The organism is Rhodobacter viridis (assembly GCF_003217355.1).
Lineage (GTDB): Bacteria > Pseudomonadota > Alphaproteobacteria > Rhodobacterales > Rhodobacteraceae > Rhodobacter > Rhodobacter viridis.
Window position 1 is genome coordinate 44232 of the sequence record NZ_QJTK01000014.1, and the last position, 18420, is coordinate 62651.

18 protein-coding genes and 1 tRNA gene are annotated in these 18420 nt (G+C 68.1%); 9 read left to right on the plus strand and 10 right to left on the minus strand.

Annotated elements, in window-relative coordinates; all coding sequences use genetic code 11:
- Window positions 1-104 precede the first annotated feature (104 nt).
- From C8J30_RS14935 to C8J30_RS14945, 3 genes are all read left to right on the plus strand, one after another.
- Complete coding sequence (locus tag C8J30_RS14935; RefSeq protein WP_110806641.1) at window positions 105-698, plus strand: ImuA family protein; 594 nt, start codon at window positions 105-107, stop codon at window positions 696-698.
- On the plus strand, window positions 625-2109 hold the full coding sequence (locus tag C8J30_RS14940; RefSeq protein WP_110806642.1) for a Y-family DNA polymerase: 1485 nt from the start codon (window positions 625-627) through the stop codon (window positions 2107-2109). The genes C8J30_RS14935 and C8J30_RS14940 overlap by 74 nt, the downstream gene beginning before the upstream one ends.
- A 203-nt stretch (window positions 2110-2312) precedes the next feature.
- On the plus strand, window positions 2313-5588 hold the full coding sequence (locus tag C8J30_RS14945; RefSeq protein ID WP_245909848.1) for an error-prone DNA polymerase: 3276 nt from the start codon (window positions 2313-2315) through the stop codon (window positions 5586-5588).
- 231 nt (window positions 5589-5819) lie between these two features.
- Here the strand turns inward: C8J30_RS14945 and ybaK are convergent, their stop codons facing one another.
- Window positions 5820-6299 carry a Cys-tRNA(Pro) deacylase gene (ybaK, locus tag C8J30_RS14950; protein ID WP_110806644.1) on the minus strand — a complete coding sequence of 160 codons (480 nt, stop codon included), beginning with the start codon at window positions 6297-6299 and terminating at the stop codon, window positions 5820-5822.
- Between the two features lie 150 nt (window positions 6300-6449).
- Between ybaK and C8J30_RS14955 the strand changes: the two genes are divergently transcribed.
- Both C8J30_RS14955 and C8J30_RS14960 read left to right on the plus strand, forming a co-directional pair.
- On the plus strand, window positions 6450-7217 hold the full coding sequence (locus C8J30_RS14955) for a 3-hydroxyacyl-CoA dehydrogenase (RefSeq protein WP_110806645.1): 768 nt from the start codon (window positions 6450-6452) through the stop codon (window positions 7215-7217).
- Between the two features lie 8 nt (window positions 7218-7225).
- On the plus strand, window positions 7226-8413 hold the full coding sequence (locus tag C8J30_RS14960; protein ID WP_110806646.1) for an acetyl-CoA C-acyltransferase: 1188 nt from the start codon (window positions 7226-7228) through the stop codon (window positions 8411-8413).
- Here C8J30_RS14960 and C8J30_RS14965 read toward each other — a convergent pair.
- Window positions 8410-9255: a metallophosphoesterase family protein gene (locus C8J30_RS14965; RefSeq protein WP_181420905.1), complete on the minus strand. Its 846-nt coding sequence runs from the start codon at window positions 9253-9255 to the stop codon at window positions 8410-8412. The two genes, C8J30_RS14960 and C8J30_RS14965, sit on opposite strands and share 4 nt — an antisense overlap.
- Complete coding sequence (locus C8J30_RS14970; RefSeq protein ID WP_110806648.1) at window positions 9252-10277, minus strand: diacylglycerol/lipid kinase family protein; 1026 nt, start codon at window positions 10275-10277, stop codon at window positions 9252-9254. Before C8J30_RS14970 ends, C8J30_RS14965 begins: the two co-directional genes overlap by 4 nt.
- A 144-nt stretch (window positions 10278-10421) precedes the next feature.
- On the opposite strand from C8J30_RS14970, the gene ilvD reads away from it, so the two are divergent.
- Complete coding sequence (gene ilvD / locus C8J30_RS14975; protein WP_110806649.1) at window positions 10422-12257, plus strand: dihydroxy-acid dehydratase; 1836 nt, start codon at window positions 10422-10424, stop codon at window positions 12255-12257.
- Window positions 12258-12319: 62 nt separating this feature from the next.
- Here the strand turns inward: ilvD and C8J30_RS14980 are convergent, their stop codons facing one another.
- Together C8J30_RS14980 and C8J30_RS14985 are read right to left on the minus strand one after the other, a co-directional pair.
- Window positions 12320-13003: an exopolysaccharide biosynthesis protein gene (locus C8J30_RS14980; RefSeq protein ID WP_110806650.1), complete on the minus strand. Its 684-nt coding sequence runs from the start codon at window positions 13001-13003 to the stop codon at window positions 12320-12322.
- Between the two features lie 162 nt (window positions 13004-13165).
- Window positions 13166-13609 (minus strand): GNAT family N-acetyltransferase, encoded by a 444-nt coding sequence (locus C8J30_RS14985; protein WP_110806651.1) that lies wholly within the window; start codon window positions 13607-13609, stop codon window positions 13166-13168.
- 113 nt (window positions 13610-13722) lie between these two features.
- Between C8J30_RS14985 and C8J30_RS14990 the strand changes: the two genes are divergently transcribed.
- Window positions 13723-13917 carry a DUF4169 family protein gene (locus C8J30_RS14990; RefSeq protein WP_110806652.1) on the plus strand — a complete coding sequence of 65 codons (195 nt, stop codon included), beginning with the start codon at window positions 13723-13725 and terminating at the stop codon, window positions 13915-13917.
- The gene (locus tag C8J30_RS14995; protein WP_110806653.1) at window positions 13914-14192 is read left to right on the plus strand and encodes a ribbon-helix-helix domain-containing protein; all 279 of its coding nucleotides are present in this window, start codon (window positions 13914-13916) and stop codon (window positions 14190-14192) included. The genes C8J30_RS14990 and C8J30_RS14995 overlap by 4 nt, the downstream gene beginning before the upstream one ends.
- On the opposite strand, the gene C8J30_RS15000 is transcribed toward C8J30_RS14995, so the two are convergent.
- From C8J30_RS15000 to C8J30_RS15010, 3 genes are all read right to left on the minus strand, one after another.
- Window positions 14117-14947, minus strand: a complete 831-nt coding sequence (locus tag C8J30_RS15000; protein WP_110806654.1) for a lysophospholipid acyltransferase family protein — start codon at window positions 14945-14947, stop codon at window positions 14117-14119. The two genes, C8J30_RS14995 and C8J30_RS15000, sit on opposite strands and share 76 nt — an antisense overlap.
- On the minus strand, window positions 14944-15723 hold the full coding sequence (locus C8J30_RS15005) for a GNAT family N-acetyltransferase (protein ID WP_110806655.1): 780 nt from the start codon (window positions 15721-15723) through the stop codon (window positions 14944-14946). The genes C8J30_RS15000 and C8J30_RS15005 overlap by 4 nt, the downstream gene beginning before the upstream one ends.
- A 142-nt stretch (window positions 15724-15865) precedes the next feature.
- A complete protein-coding gene (locus C8J30_RS15010) occupies window positions 15866-16045 on the minus strand; it encodes a DUF3553 domain-containing protein (protein ID WP_110806677.1) in 180 nt (59 codons plus the stop codon).
- A gap of 40 nt (window positions 16046-16085) precedes the next feature.
- Here C8J30_RS15010 and C8J30_RS15015 point away from each other — a divergent pair, with 40 nt between their 5' ends.
- On the plus strand, window positions 16086-16718 hold the full coding sequence (locus tag C8J30_RS15015) for a histidine phosphotransferase family protein (protein WP_110806656.1): 633 nt from the start codon (window positions 16086-16088) through the stop codon (window positions 16716-16718).
- A gap of 37 nt (window positions 16719-16755) precedes the next feature.
- Here C8J30_RS15015 and C8J30_RS15020 read toward each other — a convergent pair whose 3' ends face one another.
- Together C8J30_RS15020 and C8J30_RS15025 are read right to left on the minus strand one after the other, a co-directional pair.
- Window positions 16756-18021 carry a glutamate-5-semialdehyde dehydrogenase gene (locus tag C8J30_RS15020; RefSeq protein WP_110806657.1) on the minus strand — a complete coding sequence of 422 codons (1266 nt, stop codon included), beginning with the start codon at window positions 18019-18021 and terminating at the stop codon, window positions 16756-16758.
- A gap of 65 nt (window positions 18022-18086) precedes the next feature.
- Window positions 18087-18163: transfer RNA gene (locus C8J30_RS15025), tRNA-Asp, on the minus strand.
- Window positions 18164-18420: the final 257 nt, after the last annotated feature.

Sequence of the window (18420 nt, forward strand, 5' to 3'; positions counted from 1 at the left end):
CGCCCGATCCCGGCGAAAATGCGGCCCTGTCGCGGTATCTGCGGGACGCGACTTTGCCGCCACACGGACTCGCCCCCGCCGCCGCCCCGCGCTATTCTTGGCCCATGACCGAGCCATCCCCCACCGGCTTTGCCGCCGCCTTTCCGCCCCGCCGCGGCCGCACCCACGAGGTGCAGGGCCCCGGCGCCCAGGTCTTTGCCGCTGTTCTCGCCGGGGTTTTGGACGCTCCGGTGCTTTGGGTGCGCCCGCCGCGCGGCCTTGATCCGCTGCATCCGCCCGGCCTTGCCCGATTCTGCGATCCCTCGGCGCTGCTCTTCGCCGCCGCGCCGAATCCGACCGAAGTTCTGGCCGTGGCGGAGGAGGCGCTGCGCTCGGGCGCGGTGGCGGCGGTGATCTTCGAGGTGACGAAACCCCTGACCCTGACCGCCGGGCGGCGGCTGCAACTGGCGGCCGAGGCGGGGCAAAGCCTTGGTCTGGCGTTGATTTCCGAGGGTCTGGGCTCGCCCGCCGCGGAAACCCGCTGGCACTGCGCGCCCCTGCTTTCCCCCGAAGACTCGACTCTGTGGCGCTGGTCTCTTACAAAGAACAAATCGGGAACAATCGACTCTTGGGACCTGCGCTGGGATGACGAAACGCATCGTATCGCTGTGGTTGCCGCGTCTGGCGGTGGACCGGGCCCTGCGGGCGCGCCCGGTTGAGGGGCCCTTTGCGCTGGCCCTGCGCAGCGGCCCTGCCGAACGTCTGCACGATCTGACCGCCGCCGCCGAGGCGCAGGGGCTGGCGCGCGGCATGGCTCTGGCCGAGGCGCGGGCGCTATGCCCGGGGCTTGTCGTCCACCCGGCCGATCCGGCGGGGGATGCACGTTTCCTGCGCGGTCTGGCGCGCTGGCTCGGCCGGTTCAGCCCGCGCGTGGCGCTCGACGGTCCCGACGGGCTTTTGCTGGATCTGACCGGCGTCGCGCATCTGTGGGGGGGCGAGGCCGACTGGCTGACGGAGCTGCGCCGCGCGCTCTCGCGGGCCGGGCTTGGTGCCCGACTGGGACTGGCCGACACGCCCGGAGCCGCCTGGGCCTTGGCGCATAGCGGCGAGGGCGTCGCCGCCCCCGGTGCCACCCGCGCGGCGCTGGCGCCGCTGCCCGTCACCGCGCTGCGCCTGCCGCCCGCCACCACGATCCCGCTGCAACGGCTCGGCCTGCGGCAGATTTCCGACCTGCTCGCCCTGCCCCGCGCCGCCCTTGGCCGCCGCTTCGGCCCCGAGGTCGGTCTCGCGCTCGACCGCGCGCTGGGGCTTTTGCCCGAGGCGCTGGCCCCCCTGCCCGAACCGCCCCGCTTCGCGCTGCGCCTGACCCTGCCCGAACCGATCGGCCGGGTCGAAGATGTGATGGCCGGGGCGGACCGGCTGCTGCGCCCCCTGTGCGACCGGCTCGCCGCGGCCGAGGCCGGGGCGCGGCACCTGACGCTCACGCTGCGCCGGGTCGATGCCGCCGAGCATCAGGTCGCGCTGCGCCTCGCCGCGCCCCTGCGCGATCCGCGCCGGATCCTGCCCCTGTTCCTGCGCGGCATCGAGGCTGCGGATGCGGGGTTCGGCATCGACCAGCTGCGTCTCGCCGCAACCGGGGTCGAGCCCCTGCCCGCCACGCAGCTCGCCACCCGCGCCGCGGGCACCACCCCGCCCGAGGGCGCGCTTGACGATCTGATCACCCGGCTTGGCACCCGCATCGGGCTGGAGAACATCCGCCGTGCGCTCCCCGCCGAAAGCCACATCCCCGCGCGCAGCTTCCTGATCGCCCCCGCCGCCCTCGTGCCGCCAGCCCCGCGCACCGGCTGGGCCGTGGCCCGCCCCCGCCCGGTGACGCTCTTTGCGCCCGAACCCGTCGCCGCCCCCGCCCGCCCGGCACCGCCACGCAACTTCCGCTGGCGCCGCCGCGCCTTCACCACCGCCCGCGCAACGGGCCCCGAACGCATCGCGCCCGAATGGTGGCTGGGCGAGGAAAGCTGGCGCGGCGGCCTGCGCGACTACTGGCGCATCGACACCACCACTGGCCCGCGGCTCTGGCTTTTCTTCACGCCCGAGGCCCCCGGCTGGTTCGCCGAAGGCGAATTCGCGTGAGTGAGCCGGGAAATCGAACCCCTCCGGTGGAGGGGGTCCCCGGCGAACGCCCCTGCGCGTCGCAGGGGCCAGCAAAGGCAGGATCAAGACCCCCTCCCGCACCCCCCTCCCCTTTTCATCTTGCCGAAAATACCTCGGGGGGTGAGGGGGGCAGCGCCCCCCTTTCGGGGCCCGCAGCGCAGCCCGCCTATGCAGAACTCTGCATCACCTCGAACTTCAGCTTTCTGACCGGCGCTTCCCACCCCGAGGAACTGGTCACCCGTGCCGCCGATCTGGGCCTGACCGCACTGGCCATCACCGACCGCAATTCGCTTGCGGGCGTCGTGCGGGCCTTCGCGGCGCTGAAGGAACTCAGACGCGCCCGCAACGACGTGCCCATCCGCAGCGCCACCGTGACCGACACCTCGGCCCGCCTCAGCACCGAAACCACCCTCCCCCGCCCCAAGGCCGACGCCTTGCCGCGGCTCATCACCGGCGCCCGGCTGATCCTGCGCGACGCGCTCTGCGACTGGATCGCGCTCCCCACCGACCGCGCCGCCTATGAACGGCTCAGCCAACTGCTCACGCTCGGCAAACGCCGCGCCCCGAAGGGCGATTGCCACCTCGACCTTGCCGATCTGCACGCAGAGGGCCGCGGCCTGATCCTGATCGCCCTGCCGCAAGCGCCCCTGTCGCCGAAGATCGCCCATGAGCTGACCGAGATGGCGCGGCGCTTCCCCGGCCATGTCTTTCTGGGCGCCGCACCGCGTTATGACGGCTCCGACCGCGCCCATTTCGCCGCCCTCTCGGCGCTGGCTCTTGCCACCTCGGCGCCGATGGTCGCGGTGGGGGACGTGCTGATGCACCGCGCGGCAAGGCGCCAACTCGCCGATGTGCTCACCTGCCTGCGCGAAGGGCTGACCATCGACCGCATCGGCACCAAGGCCCTGCCGAATGCCGAACGCCGCCTGAAATCCGGCGCCGAAATGGCGCGGCTTTTCGCCGACCATCCGGCCGCGATCCGCCGCACGCTCGACATCGCCGCGCGCATCCAGTTCGACCTGTCCGATCTCAGCTACGACTACCCCGCAAGCCTCGGCCCCGAGGCGCCACAGGACCGCCTGACCCGCCTGACCTGGGAGGGCCTTGCGCGCCGTTGCCCGGACGGCATCCCCGACCGCTTCCGCGCCTTGGCGGAGAAGGAACTCGCCCTTGTCGCCGACTTGGGCTTTGCCGCCTATTTCCTGACGGTCCACGACATCGTCGCCTTCGCCCGCGCGCGCAACATCCTGTGTCAGGGCCGCGGCTCGGCGGCGAATTCCATCCTGTGCTGGGCGCTCGGCATCACCGATGTCCGCCCCGACCAGATTTCCATGGTCTTCGAGCGCTTCATCTCGAAACACCGCGGCGAGCCGCCCGATATCGACGTGGATTTCGAACACGAACGCCGCGAAGAGGTGATCCAGCATATCTACGACACCTACGGCCGCGACCGCGCCGGGCTTTGCGCGACGGTGATCCACTTCCGCACCCGCGCCGCGATCCGCGAGGTGGGCAAGGTCATGGGCCTGTCCGCCGACACCACCGCGGCGCTGACCGGGCAGATCTGGGGCAGTTCCTCCAAAGGCGCCGACCCCGCCCGGCTGCGCGAATTGGGCCTTGATCCGGAGAACCGCCGTCTGGCGCAAACCATCCGCCTGATCGGCGAGATCATCGGCTTTCCGCGCCATCTGTCGCAACATGTCGGCGGCTTCGTCATCACCCGCGGTCGGCTCGACGCGCTTTGCCCGATCGAGAATGCCGCGATGGAGGGGCGCACGGTGATCGAATGGGACAAGGACGACATCGACACCTTGGGCATTCTCAAGGTCGACATCCTCAGCCTTGGCATGCTGACCTGCCTGCGCAAGGCCTTTGCCCTGCTTGAAAAGACCGGCGGGCCCAGCCTGACGCTGGGCACCGTGCCGCAGGAAGATGCGCCCACCTATGCGATGCTGTCCCGCGCCGATGCCATCGGCGTCTTTCAGGTCGAAAGCCGGGCGCAGATGAATTTCCTGCCGCGGATGCGCCCGCGCACCTTTTACGATCTGGTGATCGAGGTCGCCATCGTCCGCCCCGGCCCGATTCAGGGCGGCATGGTCCATCCCTATATCGCCCGCCGTCAGGGCCGCGAGGCGGTCAGCTTCCCGTCAAAAGATCTGGAAGGCGTTCTGGGCAAGACCCTTGGCGTGCCGCTTTTCCAGGAGCAGGCGATGCAGATCGCCGTCGTCGGCGCGGGCTTTTCCCCCGAGGAAGCCGACCGCCTGCGCCGCTCGATCGCCACCTTCCGGCGCATGGGCACGATCGCGACCTTCCGCGACCGCTTCATCGCCGGGATGCTGGACCGCGGCTACGAACAGACCTTTGCCGAGGCCAGTTTCGCGCAGATCGAGGGCTTTGCCGAATATGGTTTCCCCGAAAGCCATGCCGCGGCTTTCGCGATGCTGACCTATGTGTCCTCCTGGCTCAAATGCCATTACCCGGCGCATTTCGCCTGCGCGCTTTTGAATGCCCAGCCGATGGGCTTTTACGCCCCGGCGCAGATCGTGCGCGATGCGCGCGAGCATGGGATCGAGGTGCGGCCCGTCTCGGTCAATGCCTCGGACTGGGACAACACGCTCGAACGCCGCACCGATGGGCGCTTCGCGCTGCGGCTCGGCTTCCGGCAGGTGAAGGGGTTGCGCGAAGACGACGCGGGCTGGATCGTCGCGGCACGCGGCAATGGGTATCCCGATCCGCAGGCGCTCTGGCTGCGGGCGGGGGTGGGCGCCGCGACGCTCGAACGGCTGGCCGAGGCCGATGCTTTTGCGGGCATGGGCCTGACCCGGCGCGATGCTTTGTGGCAGGTCCGGGCGATCCGCGCGCCGCGGCCCTTGCCGCTGTTCTCGGACCCGCTTGATGGCGAGGGGATCGTGGAAGCCCCGCCCACCCTGCCGATGATGCATCTGGGCGAGGAGGTGGTGGAGGATTACCTGTCGCTGCGGCTGTCCTTGCGCGCCCATCCGATGGAGCTGTTGCGCCCGATGATTGCCGGGCTGACGCCGCATGCCAGTCTTGGCAGCGCGCCGATCGCCCGGACCTCGGTCTGCGGTCTGGTGATCACGCGCCAACGCCCCGGCACGGCCTCGGGGGTGATTTTCCTGACTTTGGAGGATGAGACGGGGGTGTCGAACGTGATCGTCTGGCCGAAGATCTATGCGCAATTCCGCCGCGCGGTGATCGGCGGGCGGCTTTTGCGCGTCACCGGGCGGTTGCAGCGCGAGGGGATCGTGGTGCATCTGATCGCGGACGAGATCACCGATCTTTCGGGCCATCTTGCGGCCTTGGGCCATCCGCTCGACAGCGTGGTGGGGCTGACCCAGCCGCAGGCCGACGACGCGCCGCGGCCAAGGGCGCAGGCCGGGGCACGGCATCCGCGCGAGCAGGCGAAGAAACTGTTCCCAAGCCGGGATTTTCATTGAGGGACTGCCCGATTTCGGGCGGAAAAGGAAAGGCACGGCCTTTCCCCGCCCGCTGCGATCCGGTCGTCCCAGGACCGTTTCCCCAAGCACAGCAGAGGCCGGCGCCCGACCCGGCGGGCGAGAAGCGCCCGCCATGGGCGGGGCGGGCGCTGGCCGAGGGCCTTTGGGCCCCCGGCGGTCACTGGGCCGATGTCCCGCATGGCCAAGGCAATGGCCTTGGCCAGACGCCTCTCACCCCTCGGCCACCAGCCCCTTCGCCACGCCGCCCGACACCGCCAGCGCATCGGCAGGCGCGAGCCGCACCATCAAGCCCCGCTTGCCGCCGTTCACGACGATCCGCTCCACGCCCAGCGCCGTCGCCTCGAACGCCACCGGTACCCGCTTCTTCTGCCCGAACGGCGAAATCCCCCCGGTGTGAAAGCCGGTCAGCCGCTCGGCCTTGTCGGGCGGCATCATCGCCGCCGTCTTGGCCCCGAAAGCCACCGCCACCTTCTTCATGGACAATGTGCAATCCGACGGGATCACCGCACAGGCAGGCTTGCCATCGACCTCGACCATCAGCGTCTTGAGCACCTCGGCGGGATCGGCGCCGATCGCCGCAGCCGCATGCAGGCCGATCTTGTCCTGCCCGGCAACGTACTCATATTCGATCCGCTCGAAACCGACCTTCGCGGCCTCGAGCGCGCGGGTGGCTTGGGTGGCTGTGCTCATGGCGCTCTCCTTTTCCCCGTCTTGCCAAGCCCCCCTCCCCCCGTCAACGCCGCAAATTCCGTTGCGTCGCAACCGCAGGATGTGCCGCCTTTGCCGTTGCCAGAGACCCCGCCCCCGATAGGATTTGACGTCAGGGAAAGGGAGGAGAGGATGCAGATTTCAGGCAAGGTCTTTGTCGTCACCGGCGGCGGTTCGGGGCTCGGTGCCGCGGTCGCGCGGATGGTTGCGGACAATGGCGGCAAGGTGGTGATCGTCGATCTGAACGCCGAGGCGGGCATGGCGATGGCCTCGGACCTCGGCGCCATCTCGCGGTTTTGCCGCGCCGATGTCACGCAGGAAGCCGACGGCACCGCCGCGATCGAGTTGGCGATTTCGGTCTTCGGGCGGCTCGATGCGCTGGTCAATTGCGCGGGCATTGCCCCGGGCGAAAAGATATTGGGCCGCGAGGGGCCGCATCGGCTCGACAGTTTTGCCCGCGCGGTGACGGTGAACCTTGTGGGCACCTTCAACATGCTGCGTCTGGCCGCCGAGGCGATGGCGAAAAACGCCCCCGGCCCGGGCGGCGAGCGCGGGGTGATCGTCAACACGGCCTCCATCGCGGCCTTTGACGGGCAGATCGGACAGGCGGCCTATGCCGCGTCCAAGGGCGGCGTCGCGGCGCTGACCCTTCCGGCCGCGCGCGAACTCGCCCGGCATGGCATCCGCGTCGTGACGGTGGCGCCCGGCATATTTCGCACACCGATGATGGCGAGCCTGCCGCAGGAGGTGCAGGACAATCTGGGCGCCTCGGTGCCCTTCCCGAACCGGCTGGGAGATCCCGCGGAATATGCCGCGCTGGTGCGCCATATCTGCGAAAACCAGATGATGAACGGCGAGGTGCTGCGGCTGGATGGCGCCCTGCGGATGGCCGCGAAATGAGGGGGGAGATGATGACGGATCCGGTGGTGATCGTGGGCATGGCCCGCACGCCGATGGGCGGCTTTCAGGGCGCGTTTGCCGATCTGGCGGCCGCCGATCTGGGCGCGGTGGCGCTTCGCGCGGCGCTTTCGCGGGCGGGTCTTCCGGCCGAGGCGGTCGACGAGGTGATCCTGGGCTGCGTCCTGCCCGCAGGTCAGGGTCAAGCCCCGGCACGGCAGGCGGCGCTGAAAGCCGGACTACCGCTTGCTGCGGGGGCGACGACGATCAACAAGATGTGCGGCTCGGGGATGAAGGCGGCGATGTTCGGCCACGACCTTTTGCTCGCGGGCTCGGCGCAGGTGGTGCTGGCGGGCGGCATGGAGAGCATGACGAATGCCCCCTATCTTCTGCCGAAAGCGCGCGGCGGGCTGCGGCTCGGGCATGGGCAGGTGATGGATCACATGTTCCTGGACGGGCTCGAGGATGCCTATGACCGCGGCCGGTTGATGGGCACCTTTGCCGAGGATTGCGCCGAGGAGTTCGGCTTCACCCGCGCGGCGCAGGATGGCTATGCGATCACCTCGCTGACCCGGGCGCAGGCGGCGATTGCGAGCGGGGCTTTCGCGGCGGAAATCGCGCCGGTGGTGATTTCGGGCAAGACCGAAGTCACGGTCAACACCGACGAGCAGCCCGGCAAGGCGCGGATGGACAAGATCGCGACGCTGAAACCCGCGTTCCGGCCGGGCGGCACGGTGACGGCGGCGAATTCGTCGTCGATCTCGGACGGGGCGGCGGCGCTGGTGCTGATGCGCGCCTCCGAGGCCGAGGCCCGCGGGCTGACGCCGCTCGCCCGGGTGCTGGGCCATGCGACCCATGCCGACAAGCCGAACCTGTTTCCGACCGCGCCGATCGGGGCGCTGTCGAAACTGTCGGAAAAGCTCGATCTTGACCTGCGGGCGGTCGATCTTTTCGAGGTGAACGAGGCTTTCGCGGTCGTCGCCATGGCGGCGATGACCGTGCTGAACCTGCCGCATGAACGGGTCAATGTGCATGGCGGCGCCTGCGCGCTGGGGCATCCGATCGGTGCCTCGGGCGCGCGGGTGCTGGTGACGCTGCTTGCCGCGCTGCAACGGCATGGGCTGAGAACCGGGGTGGCGACGCTCTGCATCGGCGGCGGGGAAGCCACGGCGATGGCGATCGAGCGGATCGACGCCTAACCGGCGCGGCAGGTCATCGGGCGGGCGGCGGGCCGGATCTCGTCCGTCCGCCGCCAGAGCCCGTCTGCCCGCGCGAAGACCACCCGCCCGGCGCGGGCAAAGCCCACCACGCCCGCGGGGGTGAAGCGGGTGATCTCGGCCCGGTCCGGCGCCAGATCGATCACGCCGAAATCATTCGGCTCGCCGCGTTCGCGGGTCGAAAGACCGGTGCCGACCTGCAGCTGCAGCACGCGCGCCGCGCCCTCTCGGGTGACGAAGGGCTGCGTGCGCCACAGATGCAGATGCCCGGTGCACAGCATCCCCACCCCGGCTTCGGCCATCGCCTCCAGCGCGTCCGCGGCGCCCGCAAGCAGGGTCTTGTCGCTGTCGTCGGGCTGGGTGAACGGGTGATGCGCCACCACCACGACCTGTCGCCCCGCCTGCACGGCCTTGCGCACCCGCGCGAGCAGCGTCGCGAAGCCGCCGCGGCGAATGCGGCCCGCCTGCCAATGCCGCGGCGTCGCGGTGTTGAAGCCAAGCACCGTCACCCCCGGCAGCTCCCGCACCGGGTAGAGGTCGTCGCAGATCGCGGCGCGATAGCCGCCAAAGGGGCGCAGGAACCGCAGCACGGGCCGATCGAGCGGAATGTCGTGATTGCCCGGAACCGCAAGCCAGGGCCGCTCGATCCGGTCCAGAAAGGCCTGCGCCTGACGGAACTGTGCCTCCCGGGCACGCTGGGTGATATCGCCCGAAAGCAGCACCAGATCGGGCGCCAGCCGCTGCACCGCCGCCACCAGAGGCGCGATCAGCTCGGGATGGGTGCGCCCGAAATGCAGATCCGAAAGGTGCAACAGCCGGATCACGCCGGAATCCCCTCCGCCAGCGCGTCGACCACGGTTTCGGCAAGCCCGCCCTGCTCCTCGGCCGCGCCCGCGCGGGCACTGAGCTCGGGGCCGATCACCGTCAGCCCCTCGGGCAGGGCGCGGTAGTGCAAGGGCGTCGCCATCTCGGACCTTTCGCCATCGCGGGCGGTCAAAAGCCGCGGCTTCGCCGGGGTGATGGTGAAGGCGGAGCCGAAGTCGATCTGGTAATCGACATGCCGCTCGGCCCAGCCCATGCCCAGCTTGAGCGCCCCCGTCAGCATCGCGCGCAGACTGGTTTCCGGCGCCAGAAGCAGCGCCAGCTCGCCCGCGCGCAAGCGCCCCGCCCCGGCAATGCCCAGGAAATCAAGCTGATAGGGGCTGTTCATCACGAAGGCGAGCGGCGAATGCACCCGCCTTGTGCCGGTGGCGCCCTCGATCGTCAGCCACATGCCGCCCGGTGCGACCAGCATCGTGCGCAGCACCGACCAATGCGCCGCAAGGCGCGAGCGGCCCCAGCGGCGGTAGATCGCCTCGCGCTCGCGCAGGATGCGGGGGTAAAGCCCGATCGAGGCGTTGTTCAGAAACAGCCGGTCGTTCACCAGCCCCGCCTGCACCGCGCGCGCCGTGCCCCCGGCGAGCACCGCCACCGCGGCGTCGATGTCTTCGGGAATGCCCAGACCGCGGGCGAAGAAATTGAAGGTGCCGGTCGGAATGACCCCGAGCCGCACCCCGGCGCCGTGGATCGTGTCGGCAACGGCCGAAATCGTGCCATCACCGCCGCAGGCGACGAGGGTGCCAACCCCCTGCGCCAGCGCGGCGCGGGTGTTGGGCACGATCTTTTCCGGCCCGCCCGAAAGCAGCGTCCAGCCGCCCTGCGGAAAATGCCGTTCGAAGGCGGCGTGCAGCGCCGCGATCCGCTCAGAGGCGCCGGTTCCGGAGCCGGAATTGACCACAACGCAAATCTGCTCGGCGGCACCGGCCGGAAAACGCGGGATCGGGGGGAAACGGGTCTCGAGGATCATGGCGCACTCCGCTTGGGTGCGGGGCTTTCCGACGCACCTGTTCCCCAACGCGGCAGGCACGAAATCGTTCCCTGCCGCAGCGATTGGCTTTCCGCCCCGGCTGCGCTAGAACGGCGCGAGCCAATGCCAGCCCGGAGACATCCGATGCCCCATTACCGTTCCCGCAAATCGACCCATGGCCGCAACATGGCCGGTGCCCGTGGCCTGTGGCGTGCCACCGGCATGACCGACGGCGATTTCGGCAAGCCGATCATCGCCGTCGTCAACTCCTTCACCCAGTTCGTGCCGGGTCACGTCCACCTGAAGGACCTCGGCCAGATGGTCGCGCGCGAGATCGAAGCCGCGGGCGGTGTCGCCAAGGAATTCAACACCATCGCCATCGATGACGGCATCGCGATGGGCCATGACGGCATGCTCTATTCCCTGCCCTCGCGCGAAGTGATCGCGGATTCGGTCGAATACATGGTCAACGGCCATTGCGCCGACGCGATGGTCTGCATCTCGAACTGCGACAAGATCACGCCCGGCATGATGATGGCGGCGATGCGGCTCAACATCCCGGTGATCTTCGTTTCGGGCGGGCCGATGGAGGCGGGCAAGATCAGTTCCGACGTGATCGACCATGACCTTGATCTGGTCGATGCGATGGTCGTGGCCGCCGACGACAGCTACACCGACGCACAGGTCGAAGCGATCGAGAAAGCCGCCTGCCCCACCTGCGGCTCGTGCTCGGGGATGTTCACCGCGAATTCGATGAACTGTCTGGCCGAGGCGCTGGGGCTGGCGCTGCCGGGCAACGGCTCGATGCTGGCGACCCATGCCGACCGCAAGGCGCTCTTCCTTGAAGCCGGGCGCAAGATCGTCGAGATCACCAAGCGCCACTATGAGGGCGAGGAAAAGGGCCTGCTGCCGCGCGACATCGCCACGTTTGAGGCGTTCGAAAACGCGATGAGCCTTGATATCGCGATGGGTGGCTCGACCAACACCGTGCTGCACCTGCTCGCCATCGCCCATGAAGGCGAGGTGAATTTCACCATGGACGACATGGACCGGCTGTCGCGCAAGGTGCCGTGCCTGTCCAAGGTCGCCCCGGCGAAACAGGACGTGCATATGGAAGACGTGCACCGCGCGGGCGGCATCATGGCGATCCTTGGCGAATTGCTGCGCGGCGGTCTGCTGCATGGCGATGCGAAAACCGTGCATTCGGCGACCATCGCCGAGGCGATTGCGAAATGGGACGTGATGGTGGCGAACGATCCCGCCGTCGACACGTTCTACCGCGCCGCACCGGGGGGCGTGCGCACCACCGAAGCCTTCTCGACCCAGAACCGCTACAAGGAGCTGGACCGCGACCGCAAGGGCGGCGTGATCCGCTCGGTCGAGCACGCCTTCACCAAGGACGGCGGTCTGGCGGTGCTCTTTGGCAACATCGCGGAAAACGGTTGCATCGTGAAGACCGCGGGCGTGGACGAGTCGATCCTCAAGTTCACCGGCCCGGCGAAAGTCTTTGAAAGCCAAGACGATGCGGTGTCCGGCATCCTGACCGGCAAGGTCATCGAGGGCGAAGTGGTGGTGATCCGCTTCGAGGGCCCGCGCGGTGGCCCGGGCATGCAGGAGATGCTCTATCCGACCAGCTATCTGAAATCGAAGGGGCTGGGCAAGAAATGCGCCCTGCTGACCGATGGCCGCTTCTCGGGCGGCACCTCGGGGCTCTCGATCGGGCACGTCTCGCCCGAGGCCGAGGAAGGCGGGCTGATCGGGCTTGTCGAAACCGGCGACGTGATCGAGATCGACATTCCGAACCGCACCATCCATCTGGCGGTGGACGAGGCAACGCTCGCCGCCCGCCGCGCCGCCAAGGGCCCGCTGCCCTGGGCCCCCGCTGCCCCCCGTCCGCGCCATGTGTCGACCGCGCTCAAGGCCTATGCGATGTTCGCGTCCTCAGCGGCCAAGGGCGGCGTGCGCATCCTGCCGAAGTGATCGCAAGGCTATCGAACTGAAAAGGCCCCCGCCGCGACGGGGGCCTTTTTCATCTCAGCCGATCAGGACCAGGTTTGCAGCACATGCGCGGCGGCGGCGATCATCGCCCAGATCACCCCATGCACCAGCGCGAGCGCCCCAAGCCCTGCCGTCACCCCGGCCATCACCCAAAGCCCGTCGCGCTCGAAAAGACCGATGCCGATCAAGGCGAGCGCAAAGGCCGGGCCGATATTGCCGAGCGGGATCGGCAGCGTCAGGATGATCGCCAGCACAAGGGCCAGCGCCCCCAGCGCCTGCTCGGCCCAGCGCGAGGACAGAAAGCCCAGCCGCGGTTTCAGCATCTTTTCCGCCCGGGTCAGGCGCGGCACGACAAAGGCAGCCAGACGCGCGAAATCCGCCCGCGCGATCGAGCGTTTGGCGATGAAGGCGGGAAACCACGGCGGCCCGCCGATCAGCATCTGAAAGGTCAGGAAGATCAGCGGCAGCCCCAGCACGGCCGAAGTGCCCGGCGGCGTCGGCAGCACATTCGGCAGCGAAAAGATCACCAGAAGCGGGCCAAAGGCGCGCACGCTGAGCCGCGTAAGCAGATCGGACAGCGCGATGCGGTCGCGGCTTTGATCCTCGGCCAGCTCGGTCAGCAGATCCGACAGCCGCTCGGGCCGGGGCTTGCGCGACAGACGCGCGCGCAGCTTCGCGGCAACGGCCCGCGCCCGGGCACGCGCGGCGGGGCCCGACATCCGGCTCATGCCCGCACCCTTTGGGGAATGCGGACAAGGCAAGGGCGGCACATGGCAAATCGGCACGTCATGAGCGGAGATTTCACGCGGATCTGAAGAGGATATCTGGCAGATAGGCACCCCCTCCCCCGCTCGCAAGACCGCTGCGGCCGAATGTTGCGGCAGCGCCGTTCAGGGGGCGATGGTGTAGAGGATGAAACCCGAGGCCGGGGCATAGGTGTCGTAAAGCCCCCGCGCCGTGGTGTTGGTTTCCGCCGTGAGCCAGCGCACCGAAGTGTAGCCGCGCGCACGGGCAAAGGCCCGGACATGCTCGATCAGCGCCCGGCCGACCCCCTTGCCGCGCGCCTCGGGCACGGTGAACAGGTCGCTCAGGTAAACGACCATCCCGCCCGAAAGCGAGCGGTGCATCAGCGAATATTGCACGAGGCCGAGCGCGGTGCCGTCTTCATCGCGGGCGATGTCGGCCCAGTAGGGCTCGGTTTCGGACTGGATCCAGTCCCAGACCCGCGCCTCGGCACCCGAGGCATCGGTCTTGTAAAACGCCGCATAGGCGCGAAACAGCGCCTCCCAATCGGCGCGGTCGGCGGGGGTGACGGGGGCAATGGTCAGGCTCATGGCGGCTCTCCTCTTTGGTTCAGGGAACCGCAAGCGGCTGGCGGCGGCAAGCCGCCAAAGCGGGCGACGATTGCCCGGATTGCGCGAAGGACGGGGCCATGCGATGATAAGCCATGGCCGAGATCGTCAATCTGAACCGTTTCCGCAAGCAAGCCGCCCGTGCCGAAGCCAAGGCCGCGGCCGATGCCAATGCCGCCAAATTCGGCCGCACCAAGGCGCAGAAAAAGCTCGAGGAGGCCGAGGCCGCCAAAGCCCGCGCCACCCTCGACGCGCATCGGCGCGAGGATGAACCAGAGGACAAGGCGTGAGCGAAGCCCCGCGCAAGCATTCGCTGACCTTGGGCGGGCATCGCACCTCGGTCTCGCTCGAGGACGAGTTCTGGGTGGGATTCAAGGAACTCGCGGCCGAACGTGGTCTGGGCATCAACGAGGCCGCGCGGGAAATCGACGCGGCCCGCGATCCGGGCACCGGGCTTGCGACGGCGATCCGGCTGGCCGTGCTGCGCTATTACCGCGACCGCGCGACAAGCCCCGAGCGCACCGCCGCCTCGCAGGCCGCGGCCAGATCCTTGCGCGAGGGATAATCCGACACATCAAGCGGCGGATGGAAAACCACCTCCGCCGCGCCCTGTTTCGGCGCCGACAGCACCTTGATCAGATGGCTTGCAAAGGGCATGTCCCGCCACCAGCCGTAAAACCGCGGGTCCTCGCCCTCGGGCGCGGTGTAATTCACCGTCACCGGCTGGATCTGCATCACCTTGTCGAGGCCATGGGTGTAGAAAGCGGCAAAGAGCGTCGTCTTGAACGGCAGCACCTGCATCCCGTCGGTCGAGGTGCCCTCGGGGAAGAACAGCAGGTGATGGCCATCACGGATGCGGCCCTCGAAGATCGCCTGCTGCGCCTTCGCTTCACGCGGGTCGCGGCGGATGAAGACGGTGCCGGTCGCCCGCGCCAGCCAGCCGGCAAAGGGCCAATGCGCCACCTCGTCCTTCGAGACGAAGTAGCATTTCTGACAGGCGTTCAGCGTGTAGATGTCGAGCCAGCCGGTGTGATTGGCAACGACCGCGCCGATGTGGCGCATGGGTTCGCCGCGCACGCTGAAGCGCAGACCGATGAGCGCGACACAGATCCGGCACACGACGGTGGTGATCGCGGGCGTCCAGGGCCGGTGCTCGCCATGCAGGGGCCGCTCGATCAGCCGCACCGCCAGCAAGACGATCAGCCCGACGAGCAGCGCAGTCGCGATCGGCACGCCCCGCAAGACCAAACGCATCCGGTCGGCAAGGGTCGCGGGCTTGTCGGGCGGCGGCTCATCCCCCATCCAGATCGGTCGCGTCATCCTCTCCCCTCCACCCGTCGCGTGTAGAATTCCCGGTGCTTTTCCGACATCGCCTGCGTATCCATCAAAAGCATGACATCGGTGGTGTTGAACGGCCGGTCGACGAAGGCGCCTTCGCCGACGAACCCCCCCAAGCGCAAGTAAGCCTTGATCAAATTCGGCATCGCCTCCATCGCGCTGCGGCGATCGAGCGCATCTTTCGCCACCAGATCCATGCTCTGGAAATGCTTGGCGCGCGGGCGCAGCCCCTCGGGTGCGAGATGATGGTGGTGCAGCCAGGCAAGTGGCTGTTTCAGCGTCTCGACATCGGTGCCGTGGAACGAGGCGACGCCGAACAGGATTTCGATCTCATGCGCCAGCACGTAATCTGCAAGCGCATTCCACAGCATCAGCATCGCCGCGCCGCCGCGGTGATCGGGATGCACGCAGGACCGCCCCAGTTCCAGCAGCCGCCGCCCCGAGGCCCGCAAGGGCGCAAGGTCATATTCCGCATCACAATAAAAGCGCCCGATCTCTGCCGCCCGATCCGAGCGCAACAGCCGGTAGGCCGCCACGACACGGTCCAGATCATCCTCTGGCTTGCTCGGATCGATCAGCATCAGATGGTCGTAAAGCGGGTCGAATTCATCCGCTTCGAGCCGGTTTTCGTGGTCGATGAGCGGCCCGGCGCCCCCCAATTCCTCCACGAAGACGGCGTAGCGCAGCCGTTGCGATGCCCGAATGTCCTGGGCATCGCGCGCCAATCTGACTTCATAAGAAAGCGGTGCTGCCGCCATGATCAATGCCTTCTGTCTTCTTCCGGTCTATGCGTCCGCGCGCGAAGGTGCAATGACGGCAGACACGTTCAACCACGCCGCGACGTGGGGTTACATTCCCGAAGCCCGGGTGTTAACCATTTTTAAAGGTGTTAACCTTTTATCAACCTTGGTCAGGAATAACGAGAGCAAGCTGCACCCGTGTCCCGTCGATCACCTGTTTGCCGGCATGTTCGAAATTGACCGTCACCTTGTCGCCCACGCGCGACTGTACCTGTCCCAGCCCCCAATCCGGGGCCTGGGGGTTCTTGACCAGCATCCCCGGTTCCAGAAACTCGTTCATCCTGCCCTCGCTTCGGCGACCCCCGAAAGGGAGACCCTTCATGCCTCATGACGCTTTTGCCACCGCCCCGCTTCCCGAAACCGCGCCCTCCGAGGCCGATCTGGTCGCCCTTGTCGGTTCGCGACTCTGCCACGACCTTATCAGCCCTTTGGGGGCGATCGGCAACGGGGTGGAGTTGCTGGCGATGTCGGGTCTGGGCAGCAGCCCCGAGGTGCAACTGATCTCGGAAAGCGTCACCTCGGCCAATGCGCGGATCAAATTCTTCCGCATCGCCTTTGGTCAGGCCTCGGTCGACCAGCGGATCGGAACCTCGGAAATCCTTGGCGTGCTTGAAGAAATCTCGCGCGGGGGGCGGGTGAAATACCACTGGCTCGGGGCGGGCGATCAGTCGCGCCGGATGGTGAAACTGATCTTCCTTGCGATCCTCTGCCTCGAGCCCGCGCTGCCCTGGGGTGGCGAAGTCGTGATCTCGGAGGAAGACGGCGAATGGCGTCTCGTGGCCCAGGCCAAGCGCACGAAGCCCGACCCGGAGCTGTGGTCGCGGCTCTCGGGCAGTCTGGCGACGGTCACCCCCGCGCAGGTGCAGTTCCTGCTTTTGCCGCGCGAGGCGGGCCATCACGGCCGACGCATCGTCTGGGACGTGGCCGAGACGCGCGTCGAAATCCGGTTCTGAGCCTTACGCGTGGCCCGGCCTTACGCCCGGCCCAGCTTTAGGCGCGGATCGTCCCGTCGCCCCGCACGAGATATTTGAACGAGGTCAGCTGCTCGGCGCCCACCGGGCCGCGCGCATGCAGCTTGCCCGTGGCGATGCCGATCTCCGCCCCCATGCCGAATTCGCCGCCATCGGCAAACTGCGTCGAGGCATTGCGCATCAGGATCGCGCTATCGAGCCGTTCAAAGAACCGCGCCGCGGTGGCGTCATTCTCGGTCAGGATCGATTCGGTGTGGCTCGAGCCATAGCGGCGGATATGAGCGATCGCCTCGTCCACCCCGTCGACCAGCTTCGCCGCGCAGATCATGTCGAGGAATTCACGCCCGAAATCCTCCTCGGCGGCGGGAACGGTGCCCGGGATATGCGCGAGATCGGCCGAAACCCGCATCTCGACGCCCTTCGCGATCAGATCTTCAATCAGCACCGCGCCGTGCTTTTCGTAGAACTTGCGGTCGATCAGCAGGCATTCCATCGAGCCGCAAATCCCGGTCCGGCGGGTCTTGGCGTTCACCACCACGCGCCGCGCCTTGTCCAGATCGGCATCGGCATCGGCGTAGGTGTGGCAGATCCCCTCCAGATGCGCGAAGACCGGCACCCGCGCCTCGGCCTGCACAAGACCCACGAGGCCCTTGCCGCCGCGCGGCACGATCACGTCGATATGGGCCACGGCGCGCAGCATCTCGGCTACGGCGGCGCGATCGCGGGTCGGCACCAGCTGAATCGCGGCTTCGGGCAGGTTCGCCGCCTTCAGCCCGGCGACCATGCAGGCATGGATGGCACGCGAGGAATGGAAGCTTTCCGAACCGCCCCGCAGGATCACCGCATTGCCCGCCTTCAGACACAGCGCCCCGGCATCGGCGGTCACATTGGGCCGCGATTCGTAGATCACGCCGATCACGCCCAAAGGCGTGCGGACGCGCTGGATATGCAGCCCCGTCGGCCGATCCCATTCCGCAATGATTTCGCCCACCGGATCACGCTGCTCGGCCACGGCGCGCAGCCCATCGACGATGCCGCGAATCCGGCCCTCGTCCAGCATCAGCCGGTCCATCATCGCGGGGGAAAGGCCCTTTTCGCGACCATAGGCCAGATCTTCGGCATTGGCGGCGATGATCTCGTCCTTGCGGGCGGCAACCTCGTAAGCGGCGGCGATCAGCGCGGCATGCTTGCGCTCGGCGCTGGCAAAGGCCAGTTCGGCCGCCGCGGCACGGGCCGCCTGGCCCAAGGTGTCGATCAGGGTTTTCGCATCCAGCTCGTCGCGCATCAGAAGTCCTCCGTTCGGCGCGTGATACGCCACGAAAGGAACAGCGTCCAGAGGGAGGGGGAAAGTGGCGCGGTTGACGGGGCTCGAACCCGCGACCCCCGGCGTGACAGGCCGGTACTCTAACCAACTGAGCTACAACCGCGCGATGGGGCGGGGTGTAACGGCTGCCTGCGGGGGCGTCAAGCGGGAAAGCGCAGGAAATCTGTCGATGCCAACGATGGCCTGTGGCGGCGGTCCGGATACCCGCCCCGACACCGCGCCCCGGGATGTAACGGCAAGATGAAGTTTTCATGACAACCCAAGGTTGTTCAGCCTTGAGTAACGCCTTGCCGCAACACTTGTCACCGTGACGACAAATCAGGTGCGGCATGGCAACAATTCGGGCTCTTCTCGGCAGAA